This is a genomic window from Liquorilactobacillus satsumensis, assembly GCF_964065465.1.
Classification (GTDB): Bacteria; Bacillota; Bacilli; order Lactobacillales; family Lactobacillaceae; genus Liquorilactobacillus; species Liquorilactobacillus satsumensis.
This window is the reverse complement of record NZ_OZ061606.1, coordinates 980,298-1,000,317: the sequence shown is the minus strand read 5'-3', so window position 1 is coordinate 1,000,317 and position 20,020 is coordinate 980,298. Positions and strand designations below refer to the sequence as shown.

The window sequence follows — 20,020 nt, the reverse complement described above, 5'->3', positions numbered from 1 at the left end:
GTTAGCACTCAAATTTTCCCGACTTATGTCACACTCTCTATTTTTGTGCATATCTTTAAGGTACATCTAAATGTAGCTATTATTAATGAGCGAGTTTGTGTTAAAATATTGTTGTAGAAAAATATTCATACATATTTAGAATTAAATTACTATGAAGTTTCAAAAATAAGCATTAACTAATAAAAATCAAAAAATACATGATAAAGGTGTTACATATGAGAAAAGCAAAGATTGCAATGGCAACGACTGCTGCATTTGCAGGATTGACTATCGGGGTTATGAATGTGCATGCAGATACGGTTAATGAAGCAACTGCTAAGCAGGCGCCCACTAATCCGCTGAGTAATGCGACCACTGCAACAACAAGTGCGGTGACCAGTACTACGACCACTGCTTCCGTGACAACTCAGCAGACTACAGAAAAACCAGCAAGTACAAGTAGTAGTCTGCAAGAAAAGGCGGCGACTTCGAGTACTCAAACGACTGCGTCAAATGCAAGTGATATTTCTGCAACGACACAGAGTGCTACCAGTGCTAGTTCGATTAAAACCGCTGCTGCAACCCAAAAGGAGGCTGCTACTAGTGCGGCGGCAAGTGCTGAGAGCAAAGCTGCAACAGAGTATACTACCGCCGTAGCCCAAACAAAAGCACAGCAGGTAGCAGAATCTGCCGCCACTAGTTCAGCTTATGCGCAAAAAATTAATAACCAAAAGCAAACTAATGCTGCCACTGAGAGTGCAGCTGCGCAAAAAGTTGCCACTGCCCAAGCTGCCTTGAGCAGTACTGCCGAGTCTGCAACAGCTACGCCGGCACAGCAGACGTTGGATAGTGATCCAATAATTTATGCGAAGACTGCGGGACATACGATTTCTACTGAAGCGCAATTACCAGTTGTCTTAACTAAACCAGTTGTTAAGAAATCAGATGTTGCATCTGATTATGGTTATTATGGATACATTAATACGAATAATAGCGATAAAACTGCCGTTGTTTCAACAACTGGTTTAACAAAGCAGCAACAGTACGAACTAGCAGATTATGCAGTAACCCTAGTTAATTCATACCGAACAGCAATTGGAACAGAAACACTTAAGTATAATAGTAACGTTGAAGATGCGACAATTGCTGAGGCAGCAATTCGGAACCAAGAACAGCTCGATTTTACACATCTTTCTTTCAATGAGACTGAAAAAGCAGCTTTTAGTGCACAAGGATTGCAACTTGATGGCGAGAATCTTGGTGTTGCACAGGCGACTGCAGCTGAAAGCAAAACAACGATCTTAGCTTTAAAGGTGGCATTGTTAAATGCAATTACTGAGATGGTCTATGTTGATGATGCACATGCCAATGGTCATTTACACAATTTTGTGGTTGCAGATTACATGGGGGTCGCAGTTCAAGCTAACGCCAGCATGACTTATCCTTATCAACTTATCTTTGAAGTTGCAAGTGCTGTACCTAGTTCGCATGTTACGCAAAAAGCAGCAATTACATTAACTGCAACAGCAAGAATTAAACAGGCGCAAGCAAGCGCTAATCAGCAATACACAGCTGCAAAAGAGGCCGTTGCGTCAGCCTTAATTGCACAGGCAAACCTTAAGTTAACCAACGCTGCTTTGCTTAATGCACTAGTGACACAAAGAGATGCAGCATTAACTAGGCTGGCAACACTTCAACAACAAGCACTGATTAATTTGGCTGACAAATATCAGACGCAAAAAAATAATATTCAAACAAAATTAGCTGCACAGAAAAAAGCAATTGAGATTGCAGCTGCCAGTCAAATTGCACAGCTGGCTAATGCAAATAAACGTGTCAGTCGGATTAAAGCCGCAAATATTTCAGTAAATGAGCGTGGACGTGTGCATAAACTGGACGGAATTACTGCTAAACAGATTATCTATGCTGTTCCTACACATAAACTGACTGAGATCTCAAGCTATGCGCTGTCAAATGAAACTAGGCAACCGGTTGAACAAACAGGACGCAAGGAAGCTGAAATGTGGGCAAAAGCACTGCCGCAAACCGGTGATGATGCTGGAAATACGCTTAGTCTGACAGGCATCCTGCTTGCGGTATTAAGCTTATTAAGCGGCACTTGGCTGTTGCACAAACAACGTACTTTTAAATGAAGATTGAAGAAGACATAGATCTTAAAAAGCAGTTTATATAGAAAGAGAGTGTGACATAAGTCGGGAAAATTTGAGTGCTAACTCGAAATTACGAACATAGCGAGTACTTTGCTATGAGTAATTCGAAGTTAGACGGAAAATTTTGACTTATGGAACACGTTTATCCGGAATAAAAGAGGGGCCTGTGACAAAAGTTAACTTATGTCACACTCTCTTTCTATTTTTTTCAGATAAACATGTCCCTTTTTTAAACCAAAATACTGATGTTCCAGTTGCTGTAATTAGCACTTAGGATGTGGATGTGTTGCCACCTCTGAAAGTTAGGCGGGCCTTGGGTTTTAAAAACTATCATAGTTGCAGTTGCAACTAAAATCATTAATAATGAAAACATGCATCCTTTCAAAAAAGGGGATTAAGTAAGTCAGCCGGCTGGGGGCAGCTTAACGAATGGTCGTCGCTGGAAAGATACAGCAGCTCTTCAATTATTGGGAGAAAAGTAGCAGAAAATAGCTTAGAAAAGTTGGGACAATTGCACGTGCACATTTGGCAAGCACCACGGAGTAAATTGTGGCACAGCGTTTAGCAAAAATTGCTGAAAACTTAAGGATGAATATTGGTAAAAAGGCAATCGGCGAAACTATTAGGAGGATTAAAAATGGAAAATGAGATGAAAAGAGTCAAGCGGACCGAGGCGGCGACTTTGCGTACGCTTAGTATAGCAACTTTCAATGAGACTTTTGAAGCAGACAATACTGTAGAAAATATGCGGGCGTACCTGCAGGCAGCCTACAACTTGGAAAAGTTAAAGCAAGAATTAGCAAATCCTGATTCAGAATTTCAATTTATTTTTCACGCGGGGAAACTTGCCGGATATGTAAAACTCAATGTGGGGGAAGCACAATCGGAAAGTCAGGGAAAAAAGGCTTTAGAGATTGAACGTATCTATATTAAGCAGGAGTTCAAACGTCAAGGGCTGGGAAGCAAATTGCTTAATTACGGCATTGAACAGGCCCAAAAACTGGGTAAGGACTATGTCTGGCTTGGAGTTTGGGAGCATAATAATTCGGCTTTGAGATTTTACCACAAAATGGGTTTTAAACAATTTGGAGAACATGTTTTTAAGATGGGAACTGATCTACAGCGGGATTTACTTGTAAAAAGAGATGTGTCAGCAGTGTTGGCTGAATCTTTTTAGGCTGAATTGCTAAAAACAAAAAACAGACCCAACTAGTATTCTTTAAACCAACTCTTTACTATTTGCTGAAGATTGAGGGGCGATCTCGGCGTAATGTTTTTGAGGTCAGATTAATAACCAACTCTTCCAGTGCGGCTACTGTCGCGAGTGCACAAATAGTGGAAGTAACCCTTCCTTGATCCCAGAATGTGAATAAAACAGGAAAGAAAAATAAGCTTAGACCGGTTGCTTTGTTAGCGTAAGTATGCAAAAAAGCACAGTGATGGTACCTGATATAACCAACTGTTAACGAAAGTAAACGGATGGCTGCAATTGCAAGAATCCAAAGAATTAGTCCCCACCAAAGTTTAAGCACAGGTAAGCAAAGTAGCAGTACAAAACTGATGAAGATTAAATCGGCACAACTGTCAAGGATTTGGCCTAAAGTACTTGTCAATTGCCTTTTTCTGGCTAAATATCCATCCAAAACATCGCTAAGTCCGCAAACAAAGTAGAGCGTAAAGAACGGGATTGAAAATGGTGTTGTTAGTAGAAGACAACAAGCTGCAATTATCCGTGTAAGGGTAATCAGATTAGGCAGGTTTTTAATTGGAATCTCCTCGCGCATTTTTTAAATTTTTTGATCACTAAGTTGTTGTTTATAGTATAAAGTATTTTTGGGAAAGCAGGTCAATTGGAACCAAGTTTTTTAGCCAAAATAATTGCTTAAATACTGAGGAATAGTTAAAGTTGAGGTAATCAAAACGGCAATTAATGAATTTGAACAAGCGGGAGGACTAAAATGACAATTGATGCTTTAGGGCAAGCACAACTTGTAAAAACTGGAATTTGTAGTAGTTCCGAACTGGTGGAAGAAAGTTTACAAAAATGTGCACAGCTTAATCCCCAATTAAATGCGGTTATTCATACGAGAGCAAAAAAAGCTTTATTGGAAGCAAAAGCTGTGAATAAGGAGGCTCTTTTTGCAGGCGTGCCCTTACTTTTGAAAGGATTAGGTCAAAATTTAGCAGGTGAGCCTGCCACAGCGGGCGCACATCTATTGCAGTACAATATTGCTCAGCAGACTGATTTTTTTGTACGCAGACTGCAACAAGCGGGCTTTATTATAATCGGACAAACCAACACCCCAGAGTTTGGTTTCAAAAATATCACAGACCCGCTGCTCTACGGACCAGCTCGTAATCCGTGGAATACTGATTATTCACCTGGAGGCTCTTCTGGTGGAGCCGCAAGTGCATTAGCTGCAGGAATGGTAACTTTAGCTGCTGGAAGCGATGGTGGAGGATCTTTACGAATTCCAGCTTCTTTTACGGGATTGATTGGATTAAAACCAACTCGTGGACGGGTACCAGTCGGACCTGGCTCATGGCGCGGATGGCAGGGGGCCGCGCTTGATTTTGCGTTGACACGGTCAGTGCGTGATACAGCGGCTTTACTAGATGTACTCCAAGTTGTGCAACCTGCAGCACCTTTTCAGACGCCATTAGAACAGTCGGGATTTTTGCAAGCGATTAACCAACCGTTACCCCAAAAACTAAGAATTGGCTATACAACAACCTCTCCTGTGGGGACACCGGTGAGTGTAGCTGCTCAAAAAGCAGTTGAAGAGGCGGTTATTTTTTTGGAAGGACAAGGCATCGCAGTTGAAGAAACAACGGATTCAATCGCTGGACGTGCCTTAATGCAGGGATATTATATTATTAATGCTGGTGAAACGGCTAGTTTGTTTGCAGATCTTGAGCGTCGGGCAGGTAAAAAGGTAACACGTTCAGAAGTTGAATTGACCACTTGGGTAATTTATCAAGCCGGATTGAAGTTGAGCGCGGTTGATTATAGCCAGACACTTAGCGCGTGGGATCAAATTAGTTATGCGGCCGACAAACTGTTTGAAAAATATGATCTTTATTTAACCCCCACGACTGCGACTACAGCACCACAAATAAAACAGGATTTGATTCCCGCGGACTTGGTGCCACAGATGGAGAATGTGACGGCACTTAACAAGAACGAACGTCTCCAACTGGTGAGCGCTTTTTTTGAACGCAGTTTAGCATTGACACCGTTTACACAGCACGCAAATATTACGGGACAACCAGCGATTAGCCTACCGACATATCTTTCAGCACGCGGATTACCGCTTGGAATTCAATTCATTGCACGCAAAGGTAATGAGCGGCTTTTACTGCAAATTAGCAAGCTTTTTGAGGAAAACGGTAAATTTAAAATGTTGTTGCACTAGCATCTGGATTGAAGATTAATTTTAAAAATCTTGTTTGATAATGCACAAGGTATCCAGTAAAATCAAAAGAGGTCAGGAGGCGGAAAAAATGAGTCAAAATTATTTCGAGGTTGTCGTTGTTGGAGCAGGGGCGTCAGGAATCGGAGCTGCTTTAACTGCAGCACAACAAAATTTGTCAGTATTGTTATTGGAAAAAGGAAATCGCCCGGGCGGAGCAGGGATGTTTGGCGCGCAGGGATTGTTTGCAGTTGAAAGTCAGCAGCAACAACAAAGCGGTGAAAGCTACACCGTCAAAGATGCTTTTCAGGAACTGGTAGATTATAGTCACCATCGAGTCAATGAATCCTTGGTAAAAAAAATTGTAGCAGAATCAGCGGCCACGATTACCTGGTTAAATGAAAATGGTTTAGCAACTGAGTTGGTGTCAAATACTCAAGAGGCACATCAGAAACATCCTAGGGTTTATCACCAGTATATTGATAAATTCAACGGCTTTGCACGTTTGCTGGCACGTTTTGAAGCACTTGGAGGCGTCTTGTTGACTGAGACTACCGGAAAAGAAATAGTTACAGATGATGCTGGGAGAGTTACCGGCATTCAAATTCTTGAAAAACAGGGAAGAAGCAGACTGATCAATTGTCGTGCTGTAATTGCCGCAGATGGAGGCTTTGTTGGTAACCAAAAAATGGTGGCATCAACTTTAGAAACTGACAGCCGCGAATTTTATAGCATGGGAGAACGAAAAGCAACTGGCGATGGGTTACGAATGATTGCTCAAATTGGGGCTGATACTAGAAAAAAAGGTGCATTTGAGAATCATGCTGCAAGTGTTGTCTCTCAAGTAGATCCTAAGTGGCGCAAGCCTTCAATTTTTACACTAACTAACTTACCTTTATTATGGGTTGATCGTGCAGGCAAACGATTTACAAATGAAGGTGTGGTTTATGATTTTGCCCTGTGGGGGAACACGACCTTTGCAGCAGGTGGTTGTTATTACTATCTTTTTGATGAAGCTTTTGTTGCTAAAATTACTAAAACGGCGCTTCCTTTGACAGATTCATTCGAGAGAACCTTTAAGAATTTGGCACATAAAGAAGTTACGCATCAAATTGGACCATTTGCGCAACTCAAGGAAGATTTGCAAGAAGCACAAGCCAACCAGGTAGCATTTGTAGGGGAGACCCTGAGTGTGCTGGCTGACAAACTGGGAATGAGTGCTACTGAGTTGGTTAAAACGGTCACAGAATACAATAGATTTGTGAAAAACAAGGCAGACCTTCAATTTTACAAAGACCCGGCATACCTGCAGTTTGATTTGCAAAAGGGACCTTTCTACGCTGTCAAGGCAACAACGACTTCATTGGGAACAATTGGCGGCGTCCGTGTTAATGAAAAAATGGAGGTCCTTGGAATGGATGGCTTAGCACTCAAAGGAGCTTATGCAACGGGTAATAATGCCAGTGGAATGTATGACACTTCTTATCCGACGCTTGAAGGTGTGAGTTGTGCGTTTGCTTGGAATTCAGGTCGGATTGCAGGACAAGCAGTGGGAAACTATCTGCAAGACAGCGGACGCTAGTTGAAAGCAAGTGCTATAAGTCGAAAAAATTTGAGTACTAATGCGAAATTACGAACAGAGTGCGTGCTTTGCACTGAGAAATTCGCAGATAGACAGGGAAGGTTAACTTATGAAACTCGTTTAGCTGGAACAAAGTAGGAACTGAGTCAAAGGTTAACTTGTGACCAGCCTCTGCGCTGTTTCTTTATGCTTTTTGTAAGCGATATCATTTGCTGCCTTCAAGGAAGCATGAGACAATGAAATCGAGGTAGCTGGCTGGTAGTTGATGTTAGTGTGCGAAGTTTTTTGGCAGTTGTCACACTTAGATTGCAAACTAGATAAAGGAGCAAAACAATGGTTAAAAAAATGATTTTTGTGAACTTACCAGTAACTGAGATGCAACGGTCAATCAAATTCTATAAAGCCCTGGGTTTTAAGCAGAATATGGAATTTTCGAACGAAAAAGGGACAGCAATGATGTGGACAGATAGCATTTGGGTGATGCTTTTGCAGCACGCTTTTTATCAACAGTTTTTAAAGGGACAGGTGATTGCTGATACAAAGAAAGCCAGCGGTTCGATGACTTCATTTAACCTGGAAAGTATCGCTGCAGTTAAAGAGTTTGCCCAACGTGCTAAAGAAAATGGCGGTGATTTCTATCATGTTGAAATGGATATTCCAGAAGACCAAATGTATGAGTTAGAGATTAAAGATCCAGATGGGAACTTGCTTACGGTTGCTTGGATGCCGACGCCGTTATAGTTTAAAATGTGAAAATTATGCAGTAAAAAGTGGGTCACTAGTCTCTTAATTGAAGCTAGGGCACACTTTTTTTGCGGTAACTTTTAGTTAGCCTTGAGGGTAACACTTAAGATTTGATCGTCATGTGCTGCAGGAGAACCGCGGCCATCGGTATTATTGGTAATAAAAATTAATTTTTTCTTATCGGGGGAAATGATGACATCACGCAGGCGGTCAGCTTGTTTTGAATAATAAGTCAAGGAACTCTGTGGTGCAGTGGCTGCAACAGCTCGCAAGACAGTTCCTCTAAGATTAGCAATCAAGAAAATTCCGTTGTAAAAAGCCAAACCGCTTGGACTGGCATCCGCTGGGCGCCATTGCTGAAGCGGCGAGACGAAACCTTTAGCTGCTGTTTTGCCTTCATGCTGAGGCCAGCCATAGTTGCTACCAGCTTTAATTTTATTAAGTTCATCCCATTCATTTTGACCGAATTCGGTGGCATAAAGAATTCCCTTATCTGTCCATGCAAGACCTTGTGGATTACGATGTCCATAACTATAAACTAGCGAATTAGGAAAGGGATTGTCTGTTGGGACTTTTCCTGTCGGGGTCATCCGCAAAATTTTACCGGCCAGAGAGCTAAGTTTTTGTGCATTTTCAGGATTGCCAGCATCTCCGGTAGTTGCGTACAGCATTCCATCAGGTCCAAACTTGATGCGACCGCCATTGTGGTTGGTAGCGTGGGGAATGCCACTAAGAATAATTTCTGCGTTCTTTAACCCGTAGGAACCTTCAGTGCCGGTGAGTTGATAACGTACGATTCGATTATCTTGGGTGGTTGAGTAATAGGCATAAAGGTAAGACTGACCATTGAGGGTTCGGGTTGTGATTCCAAGAAGGCCGTCTTCGCTTTGATGTTCAACTTCAGCGATGCGCCCAATTGTCCGTGTTTTACCATTAGTGAGTACCTCAAGAATTTCACCGCGATCACGCGTACTGACTAGTAAGCTGCTGCGATAGTAAGTGAGTGCCCAAGGCGCATGCAAGTTGCGGGTTACCGTGATCGGAGTACCAACTAACTGTGCTTTTTTGTACACCCCGGTCACAACCGTTTGTTTTGCCGTTTGCCGTTTTTCCTTGTTGGTTTGAGAAGAGTTGAGAAAAAACAAGAATCCTCCTAAAACAATGCATCCCAAGAATATTCCGCTAAACAGGACTGCTTTTTTCATATGCTGCCATTCCTTTCTTCAGAATTGCTGGGAGTGGTAGACAATTGAGCGGCAAATTAAGTACACATTTTGCTTAGCTGAGTTTTACTATTTGATGGCACCTTCTGTCACACTTGTCATAACCTGTTTTTGCAACAAGAGGAAGAGAATGATGATTGGAACCATTGACAGCACTAATCCAGCGAGTGCCAGTTGCCATTGACTATTTGTTTCACCAAAGAATGAGTACATCTTTAACGGGATCGTATACATACCATCCTTGTTAACTACTAGTGAAGGCAACAGGTAATCATTCCAAATCTTCATGGCGTTTAAAATGACAACTGTCCCAGTCATAGGGCTAACTGCCGGGAAGATAACATAGACAAATGTTTTCAAGGGATAAGCTCCATCTAGGGCAGCTGCTTCGTCGAGACTCTTGGAAACTCCCTGAAATGCTCCATAGAATAGAATAATTGAGAGACTGACAGATAAGCCAGTATTCATAATAATCAAGCTGGTTCGATTAAGAAAATTTACTCTGCCAAAAAGCGAAAGCAAAGGAATCATAATTGATTGAAAGGGAATCAGCATGGTGCCTGCACAGAGGTAATAAACGACAGAACTAAAAGGACCTTTGACTCGCGAAAGTGCGTAAGCGGCCGCAGCTGAGATTACAGTAATGATTACCACACTGCCTACGGTGATAATAACCGAATTGACAAAGCTATTGGTGAAATCAAGAGCCTGATAAGCAGTTTTAAAGTTAGTTAAGGTGAAATCACGGGTGAACCATAGCGGGTTTTGGAAGACTCCCCGTTTACCTTTTAGGGCATTGATCAAAACGATGATAAATGGATAAAACCACCCGAGGGCAAGGAGTCCGAAAAGAAAACCTAGCAAAATTTTTCGTGACTTTTTCATCAGCTATCCCTCCTGTTTTCTTGAGATTGCCAACTGGATAAAGGATACCAAAGTTACGCAAAGAAAGAGAATAATGCCGGCAGCTTGTGCATATCCTTGTTGAAAGTTGACAAAAGCGGTGTTGTAAATATACATCGAAACCATTTCTGTAGAACGGTACGGACCGCCGTTGGTTAAGGCTAAGTTTTGTTCATAGAGTTTAAATGAATTGGCTAAGGTTAGGAAAAGGCTAATTGTAAAGGCAGGTGCTAATTGCGGTAACTTAACATAAAAGAAAATCTGTGTCGGTTTAGCCCCATCCAGAATTGCTGCTTGAATTGTATTTTGAGGGATTGCATTTAGGAAAGAAACGTAGATCAGCATGATGTAACCACTCATCTGCCAGACAAATAAGATTACGATTCCCCAAAAACCGGTTGTTGGATCACTGAGCCAACCTTTTAGAAAATTAAGGTCAAAAGCGGTTGCTACAGCTTGAAAAGCAGAAGTAAAGATAAATTGCCAGATGAAACCAAGTAAAATCCCGCCGATCAGATTAGGCATGAAGAAGATTGTACGCAGTGATTTTGTTAGTCGGTTATTATGGGTGGTAACAATCAGTGCAAAAGCTAATCCTACAAGATTAATCAAAACAACTGCGACAACAGAAAACTTAACTGTCAGCCAGAAACTTTGCAAGAAGGTAGCGTCGCGGAAGAGAACTTCGAAGTTTTTCCAGCCGATGAAGGAGGCGCGTAACCCATTGGAATCAGTAAAAGAATAGTAAATTCCAATCAAAAAAGGAACAACGATGATCAGCAAGATAAAAATAAGTGCTGGTAAAACAAAAGCAAGATATTGGTGTTTTTTGATTAGCATTTTGCTCACTCCCCACTTTGAATTTCTCTAAGTTGTCGGTACTTAGCTGAGACTTCTTTTTTTAGATTGCTCCAAGAGATGCGATTAACGAAGTAGCGTTGCATGTATGGACCCAGTGCCTGGTTAGTGAAGCCGTTTGGATATTGTTTGTGAATCGGAGCTTGTGCTTTTTTAGAAGTACCAATCCGATAGATTTCTTTTGAAAGATCATCTGGAAGGCGTGAGACGTCAAAATTTTTAGTGGCCGGCACAAAGCGCATCTCGTTGATAATGACGTTTTGGGCCTGTTTAGAAGTGTACATCCAATTGATGAAATCCTTAGCAGCCTTTTCTCTGTGCGGATGATCATTGGTAATTCCTAGATACCATGAAGAACCAGTGAGGATTCGAGCGCTACCGCTGTTCTTAACAAAGAAAGGCAGCATCCCTAAATTTTTTTGAACATACCCTTTTTCGAGGCCATCGAGGGTAGGAATGATCCAATTTCCTTGGGGAATCATTGCAACTTTGCCATTAAAGAAAAGATCCTGAACTGAAGGATCATATTTGACAGACAGAATGGGTTGGACGTTGTATTTTTTGATAAGATCGTAATATTGCTTCATTTGTTTTTCATATTTCCAGGAAAAGGTCGTGCTTTTGAATGCTTTAACTAAATTATTATTGTAAGGCAAGGAAGTAAACTGAGCTGAAACAGAGGCAATTGAATTAGTATCACCACCGTTGAAACCGAAAACGGCTTCTAAACCGAGTTGCTTTTTTTCAGCATTTAATTTTTGGACCGCTTTCAAAAATTCAGAATAGTTGGTAATCTTTGAAACATCAATTCCAGCTTTGGCAAAGACTGCCTTATTGTATGACCATCCGTAAGCTTCCAAGTCAACTGGAATTCCAACCATACGATTATTTGAAAGCCCTCCACTTACGAGAGCAGGGATTATGTTTTTGCTTGCTTGGAGATTTTTAAGGTTGATCAGGTGTTCTTTGTAGCGGTCAATTTCGGGCAAGCCCCCGAGCATAATAATATCGGGAGCCTCTCCTGAAGCAAATTTGGCCTGCAGTGCCGCTGCACCACCCCCCTGACCGGAAGTTGTTATTTGGATATTAACATTTGGATGTTTAGCATGATACAGTCGTGCAAGCTTTTGATACTGGGTGCTAATTTCGGGTTTCTGATTAAAAAAATTAAGCGTAATTTTTGAATTTTGTTCTTTTTGCGAGCCAAAACTACAACATGTTAAGACAAATAATGATAAACTCAACATAAAAGTTATCCCAGCAATCCTAAAAAAATTGTTCTTCATCTTTTTCACCCCAATTCGTTTTTTAACCGTTTGTCAAGTGCACCATTCTTTCTTACTTAAATTTTATGTTTTTATTATGAAACACTGTAGATGCAAAAGCAAAGAATAAACCCGAGGAGGCGTTTCTCATGAGCAAGATTCAGATTGAACACCTTTATAAACGATATGATGGAGCAGATAGTGATACCTTGAAAGATATCAATTTAGAAATTGATGACAAGGAATTTGTGGCAATTATTGGGCCATCAGGTTGCGGCAAGTCAACTTTGTTACGCTGCTTTTCGGGCTTGGAAGAAGTTACTAAGGGCGAGATTTTGGTCGACGGACAGCGTTTTGATAACCTTCCGCCTCAAAAGCGCAGTATTGCGATGGTTTTTCAAGACTATGCGCTTTATCCGCATATGACTGTCTATAACAATATGGCGTTTAATTTAAAGCTTAGTAAATTCTCTAAGAGTGAGATTGATGCAAGGGTCAAAGCTGCGGCTAAAAAGTTGAAATTGACTGATTACCTGCTGCGTAAACCAGCCCAGCTTTCTGGTGGACAACGGCAGCGAGTGGCTTTGGGGCGTGCCATGGTCCGTAACCCTGAAATCTTTTTGATGGATGAACCGCTCTCTAACTTAGATGCCAAGCTGCGTGTTTCTACCCGACAAGATATCATTGAGCTACATAGGCAGCTTGGGACGGTTTCAATTTACGTGACACATGATCAGGCAGAAGCAATGGCAATGGCTGATAAGATCTTGATTATGCGTGCTGGAGTAGTACAGCAATACGGTAAACCAGAAGAGCTGTACGATAAACCACGCAATCTTTTTGTAGCGCGTTTCATTGGCTCGCCTAGTATGAACATCTTAAAAGGAAAATTGGCTAGTACAGGGGTTTTTACGACCGGTGGGGTAGATTATGATCTAAGTGACATTGTTGCCAAGGAGTTATTGCCACAAAATACTCGCGAAATTATTCTTGGATTTCGGCCTGAAAAAGTCACACAGGTTGAAGTTGCTGGGAAAAAAAGTGGGAGCACAGAGTTAGCTAGTCCGCGCAAGGATTATTTCGTGTTAGAGGCGGTTAAAAATTTAGCTGAGTACATGGGCGGTCATACACTGGTCTATCTGAAAACTGCAGACGGGATTAATATTGTGATTCAGACCCCCAAAAGAATTCCTAATGATGGTAATCAACGAAAGTTGCAGTTGTACTTGCATAAAGAAAACATTTATTTATTTGATGCTAAAAGTGGATTGACTATTCAAGGCAAATAAGGCTGGATGCTAATTTACAAATTGTAATAGATTAAAGGATTGAGTCAGATGCAGATTTTGACGCAATCCTTTTTTGCTGGTTGCAGGAGTTTATTGAGCGGGCGCTGCGAAAGGGTGCTACTGAAAACTGCAAATATGTTTGGGTTTAAGGCGTTGACAAGACACCTCTAAAAATGGTAAAACTTTAGCTGTCACATGTGTCTTGACACCTTGGCGGAGTTTAGAAAATTTTGGAGGAAGTTAATGGAAAAGGGAAGTTCTGGTACACGGAGATTATTATTTGTTACGGGATTAGCATGGCTATTCGATGCAATGGATGTGGGAATGCTTTCTTTTGTAATTGCAGCTTTGAAAGAAGAGTGGCAGCTTAATGAATTACAGATGGGTTGGATCGGTAGTGTCAGCTCAATTGGGATGGCGGTGGGTGCCGTTTTCTTCGGCTTTTTAGCTGATCGTATGGGCCGTAAAGATGTTTTAGTTTTCACAGTGCTCTTATTTTCAATTGGAACTGGCTTTTCAGCCTTAACGACTGGATATACATTATTCGTAATTTTGCGCTTTTTCGTGGGTGCGGGACTTGGTGGTGAACTGCCAGTGGCCTCAACGCTAGTTTCAGAAAATGTGGCAGCACAAACTCGTGGCAGAACGGTTGTTTTATTAGAAAGTTTTTGGGCAGGCGGTTGGATTATTGCAGCACTTATTTCTTATTTTGTTATTCCTAGCTGGGGTTGGAGAATTGCACTCTTAATTGCGGCATTACCGGCATTTTATGCGTTGTATTTACGTGCTGGTTTGTACGAATCTGCAGAATATCGGCAGCGGGTTAGACAAGAAAAGCCGAAATTATTGCAGTCATTAATGGCGTTGTGGGGAGCAAATTATCGCCGCGCAACTTTAATGCTGTGGATCGTCTGGTTTATGGTCGTCTTTTCTTATTATGGCATGTTTTTGTGGATGCCAAGTGTGATTGCACTTAAAGGATACAGCCTAGTTCACAGTTTTGGTTACACTTTGTTAATGACTTGTGCACAATTACCAGGATATTTTGCGGCAGCTTGGCTGGTTGAAAAGGCTGGGCGTAAATGGGTATTATCACTCTTTTTAGTAGGTACGGCGTTAAGTGCTTTAGGATTTGGAACGGCAACAAACCTGAGTATGTTATTGCTCTCTGGAATTTTGTTATCGTTTTTCAATTTAGGTGCTTGGGGTGCTTTGTATGCCTATTCACCTGAACAATATCCAACTGTAATACGCGCAACAGGTTCAGGAATAGCAGGTGGGATTGGTCGCTTGGGCGGGATCTTTGGTCCGCTAATGGTCGGCAGTCTGTTGGCAGCAGGTTCTTCCTTTGCCGTTATTTTTAGTATTTTTTGCGGTGCAATTTTAATCGCAGTGCTTGCCATTATTTTCCTAGGTAAGGAAACAAAAGGATTGGAGCTGGACTAACACAGCATTCTTAGTCTGAACTGATAGTTGAATCGACTGTTTTACAGAACCTAAGTAGCGGTCTTCATGAAGATTTCTCCCAAACTTGGACATGAAAATTCAAGCCTAGGGAGATTTTTTATTAGCACTAGTTGAGCTTTTAAAGGTGGGTTGAGTGCTGTTAAGGATTTAGTTGGCATTAGCAATTTTAGTGAAAATAAGCACAAAATAAATAAAATTAAGGTTGATTAAGCTTATAAATATCTCTTTATCCGTATTGATTCCTTTAAATATAAGATAGATGGTCAATTTGCATTGACATTTATGAATAAAATGCTATCATTTTATTTGTGAATATAATCACATATAAAGTTTTTGGGGGGTTCACCTATGCGTAAAATTTTAGCCGTTAATTCAGGCAGCTCAACTTTGAAAATGCGTGTGTTTGAAATGCCATGCGAAAGGGAAAGTGCTAGCCTTTTATTTGATCCTATCAAGCGTGAACATTGCAATATTCTACTTAAAACGGGAACACAACAAAAAATTTGGCATCTCCAACAGGGCTTTGATTATAATGAAGCTGTTGCGTATGCTGTCAAACTTTTGTTAAATAGCAAGGTGATTTCCTCCCTAGATGAGATTAAAGGTGTTGGTCACCGGATTGTTGCTGGTGGCGAACGCTTTACGCATTCTGTTGTAATTACGCCTGAGGTATTGACACAAATTGAAAAACTAAGTGAACTTGCACCTTTGCATAATCCTGCTAATTTGAAAGGGATTGCCGCAATTCAGAAAATCTTGCCTGAAGTTCCCCAAGTTGCCGTTTTTGACACTGCTTTTCACGCAGCAATGCCCGCCAAGAACTTTCTTTACGCTTTACCTTATGCTTATTACACAAAATATGGGGTACGTAAATATGGAGCTCACGGCACCAGCCATCGATATGTTGCGCTACAGGCTGCGCAAAAACTCCACAAACCATTGTCCAAATTAAAGCTGATTACGCTCCATCTTGGTTCTGGAGCGTCAATTACAGCTATTAAAGATGGGAAAAGTGTTGACACCTCAATGGGCTTTTCTCCAGTTTCTGGTTTGATGATGAGTTCACGCGCAGGCGATGTTGATTTTTCTGCACTTGCCTATTTGATGCATAAGGGTGTGATTGCTAATATTGATAGTTGTCTTGCACTTTTAAACCATGATTCCGGTTTGTTAGGAATCTCACAGCATAGTGCTGATTTACGCCAAATCGAAGAAAAAGCCAAAACTGATCCTCAGTCTCAGCTAGCAATTGAAATGTTTGTTAAAAAAATTTGTGATTATCTTGGCGCGTATTGGTTGGAACTCGGTGGTGCAGATGCGCTCGTCTTTACTGGTGGAATTGGCGAAAGAGACGCTAAGATGCGCGCACGGATTACCGCCAAGCTGGGGGCTTTGCAAATCTTTGCGGATTTGGCAGCTAACAAAGACGCCAATGAGCGTGAAGCGGATTTTACTGGGAAAGATAGCAAAGCAAGGTTGTTTGTCATTCCTACAAATGAAGAACTAATGATTGCGCGTGATGTCAATGAACTCACCAATGAAGTTTCACTTAAAGTAGGTGAGTATTTAAAAAAGAATTAACTAAGCAGCGCAGCATACAGGCGCAAAAAATGAACAATAAGATTTGATGTATGAAAATCTGGATATCCAAAATAAAGAGAAGAGAGTGTGACATAAGTCGGGAAAATTTGAGTACTAACTCGAAATTACGAACATAGCGAGTAATTTGCTATGAGTAATTCGAAGTTAGACGGAGATAATTCGAAGTTAGACGGAGAATTTTGACTTATGGAACACGTTTATCTGGAATAAAAGAGGGGCTGTGACAAAAGTTAAATTTTGTCACAGCCCCTTCTCTTTTTGCAATTTGCTGCTAGTGCTCAAAGTCTGACGGTGCTTGTCGGCACTTCTTCTTAACGTGTTCCACCCAGCAACCTCCTGTGCCTAAGCCTGCCTTACACGTAACCAAACCCGGGTTACTTTGTAATGCCAGACTTAGTCGACGGCGGTTGAACGCAGGGTGTTGGCACTTCCATTAACGTGTTCCAAAAGGCAGTTTTTTGTGTTTAGCACGGATCACACCGGTAACAAGTTCAGTTACCATTGTGATCCGACGCTAAACCTCAAAACTTAGCGCCTTTTTGCACACTTCTTTTTAACGTGCTCCACCCAGCAACCTCCTGTACCTAAGCCTGCCTTACACGTAACCAAACCCGGGTTACTTTGTAATGCCAGACTTAGTCGACGGAGGCTAAACGCTGAGTGTCAACACTTCTTTAAAACAATCCAATAACCGTTTTAAGACTGGCATAAGCCATAAACAAAACAACCAACCAGCCGGAATAAGTCAACCATTTTGGATGCTTGTATGTGCCAATTATCTTGGCACTGCTGCCAGCAATTAATAGGATGGCTAGTGAGATAGGCAAGACAAAACCATTAGCAGCACCAACAAAAACTAAGACTTTAGCAGGATTGCCGATGAAATAGAAGATAACCGTCGAAACGATGATAAAGCTAAGAATGAGGGCTTTTCGATATTTTGCAAAAGCGCCCTTTTGAGAACCGACAGCGTAGTCTAAAAATGAGGTGGATGTGAAAGTTGATCCTAGAATGGAGGTCATCCCCGCTGCAAAAAGCAAAATTCCGAAGAACTTATAGCCAAAGTTACCGGCTGCAATTTTAAAAATTGAAGCGGCCGGATTAGTCGGATCTAATTGATTACCAGCGACTACAACGGCCAGACCTGCTAGAAAGAGGAGTACGCGGATGACTGAAGCAATTCCAATCCCAGTCAAAGCCCCCTCATTGACATACTTGATATTTTGTTTGCCTCTTAGTCCGCCTTCAATTAAACGATGTCCACCAGAAAAAGAGATATAGCCGCCAACCGTTCCGCCGACGATTGTAACGATTGAATAAAAGTCAATTTTAGTCGGTAAAAAAGTGTGCTGAACAGCTTCGTGATAAGGAACCGCCATAATGAAAATAATATAAACTAGGATTGCCACTTTTACAAAAGCAAGGACTTGTACCGTTCGGTCCATAACAGTCAGCGCATTTTTAACAACAAAGATTAAGATTGCAAGTGCAGCAGCAATCACAGCGCCGTTTTCGGGAGAAATCCCAAAAAGAACATTGAGTCCAAGACCGGCACCCCCAACATTTCCAATGTTAAAAAAGAGGCCACCGAGTCCAACCAGAAATGAAAGAAAATAACCTAAACCAGGGAAAATGTCATTGGCAATGACTTGTGCCTTCTTACCACTAACAACGATGATTCGCCACACGTTCATTTGGACAATAATATCGAAGATAATACAAATTAAAATTGCGAAACCGAAGTTAGCTCCCATTTGACCTGTAAAAGTTGCAGTTTGAGTCAAAAAACCTGGACCAACAGCAGCCATCGCCATTAAAAATGCTGCACCCATGGCGACTCCGCGAGGATTGCGGGGAGTTGCACTCAGATCATCTAGTGGGGAAGTAATTTTGGAATCCTTAGTTGTTTTATTAGCCATAGTGTAGTCTCCTTCTCTTTTTTGCAGCCGCTATTTTTTAAAGGGCTGCAGTGAAATTCCGTGGGATAAAAGTGTCGTCTGTAAATGTGAAACGATTGCTAAGGCAGCTTGATTATCTCCATGAACACAAATAGTATCTGCTGCTAATGGAATTAAAGAACCATCCAAGGTGGTCACGGCTTTTTTTGTAACCATTTCAAGGACATGAGCTGCAACCTCAGCGGGTGAAGTGATCACTGCATGGGCCTTGTTGCGCGGAACCAGTGAACCATCCGCAAGATAGTTGCGATCACCAAAGGCTTCTTGGGCATAGGGCAATCCGGTAGCTTGAGCTGCTTTAACTAACTGACTGCCAGCTAAGGCATAAAGTGGCAAGGCAGGGTCAACGGCCTGGATACCATGACAAATCGCAAGGGCTAATTCATAGTTGGCAGCGGCCATGTTATAGAGCGCACCATGAGGTTTGACGTGATGTAATTTACCAGCAGACGTGAAAGATTGCAGGGCACCTACTTGGTAAGTAACAAGGTGCTGCACAGTTAGCGGAGCGAGCTGCATTTTTCTTCTACCGAAACCTTGAAGGTCAGGATATCCGGGATGGGCACCGATTCCGACTCCTGCGCTCTCAGCACTTTTAACTGTTTGGGCCATCACATCCGGATCACCAGCATGATAGCCACACGCAATGTTGACTGAAGTCACGAGTTTAATGATTTCAGCATCTTTGCCTAAAGAGTAATGTCCAAAACTTTCACCAAGGTCGCTATTAAAATCGATTTTTAACATTTAACTCAACTCCTATTCATATTTTAAGGCTGTATTCTTGACATCAGTCACTAGCATATGTCCTGGAGCATGGGTGATCACGAACGCTGGTTTAGTATGCATGATGGCGTTTTGCGGAGTAACTCCGCATGGCCAAAAGACAGGGACTTCACCTGGATTAACTGTGACTGCATCACCATAATCCGGATGAGCGAGATCAGTAATTCCAAGTTTTGCTGGATCGCCGATTTGAATGGGGGCACCATGAACACGAGGCATTGCGGCAGTAATCTTAACAGCGGTCACCACCCGTGCTGCTGGCAGTGGTCGCATGCTGACAACCATATTGCCGGAAAAGCGGCCTGCTGGTTGCAATGCAATCTTTGTATTATACATTGGTACATTTACCCCTTCAGTAATGTGGCGCATTTCAATTCCCGCTGCAATTAAGTCTGCTTCAAAAGAGAAACTACAACCAATCAGGAAGCTGACAAGGTCATCACGCCAATATGCAGAGACATTGGTAACTTCCTGGGCTAATTTTCCATTGCGATAGATGCGGTAGCGAGGAAAATCGGCAGCAAGATCAACATCTTGTGCGAAAGTGTGTAACTTTTTACTACCGCAGTCACTGACTTCAAGAATAGGACATGATTTAGGGTTACGCTGTGCAAATAGGAGAAAATCATAGGCAAGATCTTGGGGAACAATTACCAAATTTGCCTGAGTATAACCAGGAGCAAGTCCGCTGGTAGGAGCAGTATATTTACCTGCGCGAATCAAGTGGCGCAATTTTTGCGGTGATAACTGTGTGAGTGAGCTGTCCATTTAGAAAACCTC

General features: G+C 41.8%; 16 protein-coding genes. 8 read left to right on the top strand and 8 right to left on the bottom strand.

Features of this window, described 5'->3' with window-relative positions; genetic code table 11:
- The first annotated feature begins 215 nt into the window (after positions 1-215).
- Together AB3Y88_RS04815 and AB3Y88_RS04810 are read left to right on the top strand one after the other, a co-directional pair.
- Positions 216-2,132: an SEC10/PgrA surface exclusion domain-containing protein gene (locus AB3Y88_RS04815; RefSeq protein ID WP_228889078.1), complete on the top strand. Its 1,917-nt coding sequence runs from the start codon at positions 216-218 to the stop codon at positions 2,130-2,132.
- Positions 2,133-2,787: 655 nt separating this feature from the next.
- Positions 2,788-3,327: a GNAT family N-acetyltransferase gene (locus tag AB3Y88_RS04810; protein WP_056961762.1), complete on the top strand. Its 540-nt coding sequence runs from the start codon at positions 2,788-2,790 to the stop codon at positions 3,325-3,327.
- A gap of 58 nt (positions 3,328-3,385) precedes the next feature.
- Here the strand turns inward: AB3Y88_RS04810 and AB3Y88_RS04805 are convergent, their stop codons facing one another.
- Positions 3,386-3,934 (bottom strand): CDP-alcohol phosphatidyltransferase family protein, encoded by a 549-nt coding sequence (locus AB3Y88_RS04805; protein ID WP_228889075.1) that lies wholly within the window; start codon positions 3,932-3,934, stop codon positions 3,386-3,388.
- Positions 3,935-4,108: 174 nt separating this feature from the next.
- On the opposite strand from AB3Y88_RS04805, the gene AB3Y88_RS04800 reads away from it, so the two are divergent.
- From AB3Y88_RS04800 to AB3Y88_RS04790, 3 genes are all read left to right on the top strand, one after another.
- Entirely contained in the window at positions 4,109-5,566 is a 1,458-nt protein-coding gene (locus AB3Y88_RS04800; protein ID WP_228889063.1) for an amidase, read from the top strand.
- Positions 5,567-5,654: 88 nt separating this feature from the next.
- Positions 5,655-7,145 (top strand): FAD-dependent oxidoreductase, encoded by a 1,491-nt coding sequence (locus tag AB3Y88_RS04795; RefSeq protein WP_367293401.1) that lies wholly within the window; start codon positions 5,655-5,657, stop codon positions 7,143-7,145.
- Between the two features lie 333 nt (positions 7,146-7,478).
- Positions 7,479-7,886: a VOC family protein gene (locus AB3Y88_RS04790; protein WP_054755795.1), complete on the top strand. Its 408-nt coding sequence runs from the start codon at positions 7,479-7,481 to the stop codon at positions 7,884-7,886.
- Positions 7,887-7,969: 83 nt separating this feature from the next.
- Here AB3Y88_RS04790 and AB3Y88_RS04785 read toward each other — a convergent pair whose 3' ends face one another.
- The 4 genes from AB3Y88_RS04785 to AB3Y88_RS04770 form a co-directional block, all read right to left on the bottom strand.
- Positions 7,970-9,094 carry a sorbosone dehydrogenase family protein gene (locus AB3Y88_RS04785; RefSeq protein WP_228889058.1) on the bottom strand — a complete coding sequence of 375 codons (1,125 nt, stop codon included), beginning with the start codon at positions 9,092-9,094 and terminating at the stop codon, positions 7,970-7,972.
- A gap of 87 nt (positions 9,095-9,181) precedes the next feature.
- On the bottom strand, positions 9,182-9,997 hold the full coding sequence (locus AB3Y88_RS04780; protein WP_049166078.1) for a carbohydrate ABC transporter permease: 816 nt from the start codon (positions 9,995-9,997) through the stop codon (positions 9,182-9,184).
- 3 nt (positions 9,998-10,000) lie between these two features.
- Complete coding sequence (locus tag AB3Y88_RS04775) at positions 10,001-10,855, bottom strand: carbohydrate ABC transporter permease (RefSeq protein WP_056961755.1); 855 nt, start codon at positions 10,853-10,855, stop codon at positions 10,001-10,003.
- A 5-nt stretch (positions 10,856-10,860) separates the two neighbouring features.
- Positions 10,861-12,159, bottom strand: a complete 1,299-nt coding sequence (locus AB3Y88_RS04770; RefSeq protein WP_228889055.1) for an ABC transporter substrate-binding protein — start codon at positions 12,157-12,159, stop codon at positions 10,861-10,863.
- 128 nt (positions 12,160-12,287) lie between these two features.
- On the opposite strand from AB3Y88_RS04770, the gene AB3Y88_RS04765 reads away from it, so the two are divergent.
- From AB3Y88_RS04765 to AB3Y88_RS04755, 3 genes are all read left to right on the top strand, one after another.
- Positions 12,288-13,427 (top strand): ABC transporter ATP-binding protein, encoded by a 1,140-nt coding sequence (locus tag AB3Y88_RS04765; RefSeq protein ID WP_228889052.1) that lies wholly within the window; start codon positions 12,288-12,290, stop codon positions 13,425-13,427.
- Between the two features lie 243 nt (positions 13,428-13,670).
- Positions 13,671-14,873 carry an MFS transporter gene (locus AB3Y88_RS04760; RefSeq protein WP_056961749.1) on the top strand — a complete coding sequence of 401 codons (1,203 nt, stop codon included), beginning with the start codon at positions 13,671-13,673 and terminating at the stop codon, positions 14,871-14,873.
- 369 nt (positions 14,874-15,242) lie between these two features.
- Positions 15,243-16,475 carry an acetate/propionate family kinase gene (locus tag AB3Y88_RS04755; RefSeq protein WP_367293400.1) on the top strand — a complete coding sequence of 411 codons (1,233 nt, stop codon included), beginning with the start codon at positions 15,243-15,245 and terminating at the stop codon, positions 16,473-16,475.
- 695 nt (positions 16,476-17,170) lie between these two features.
- On the opposite strand, the gene AB3Y88_RS04750 is transcribed toward AB3Y88_RS04755, so the two are convergent.
- The 3 genes from AB3Y88_RS04750 to AB3Y88_RS04740 are packed head-to-tail and all read right to left on the bottom strand — an operon-like array spanning position 17,171 to position 20,008.
- The gene (locus AB3Y88_RS04750) at positions 17,171-18,415 is read right to left on the bottom strand and encodes an NRAMP family divalent metal transporter (RefSeq protein ID WP_228889050.1); all 1,245 of its coding nucleotides are present in this window, start codon (positions 18,413-18,415) and stop codon (positions 17,171-17,173) included.
- 30 nt (positions 18,416-18,445) lie between these two features.
- Positions 18,446-19,201 (bottom strand): LamB/YcsF family protein, encoded by a 756-nt coding sequence (locus tag AB3Y88_RS04745; protein WP_056961743.1) that lies wholly within the window; start codon positions 19,199-19,201, stop codon positions 18,446-18,448.
- A gap of 12 nt (positions 19,202-19,213) precedes the next feature.
- Positions 19,214-20,008 carry a putative hydro-lyase gene (locus AB3Y88_RS04740; RefSeq protein WP_228889047.1) on the bottom strand — a complete coding sequence of 265 codons (795 nt, stop codon included), beginning with the start codon at positions 20,006-20,008 and terminating at the stop codon, positions 19,214-19,216.
- Positions 20,009-20,020 lie beyond the last annotated feature (12 nt).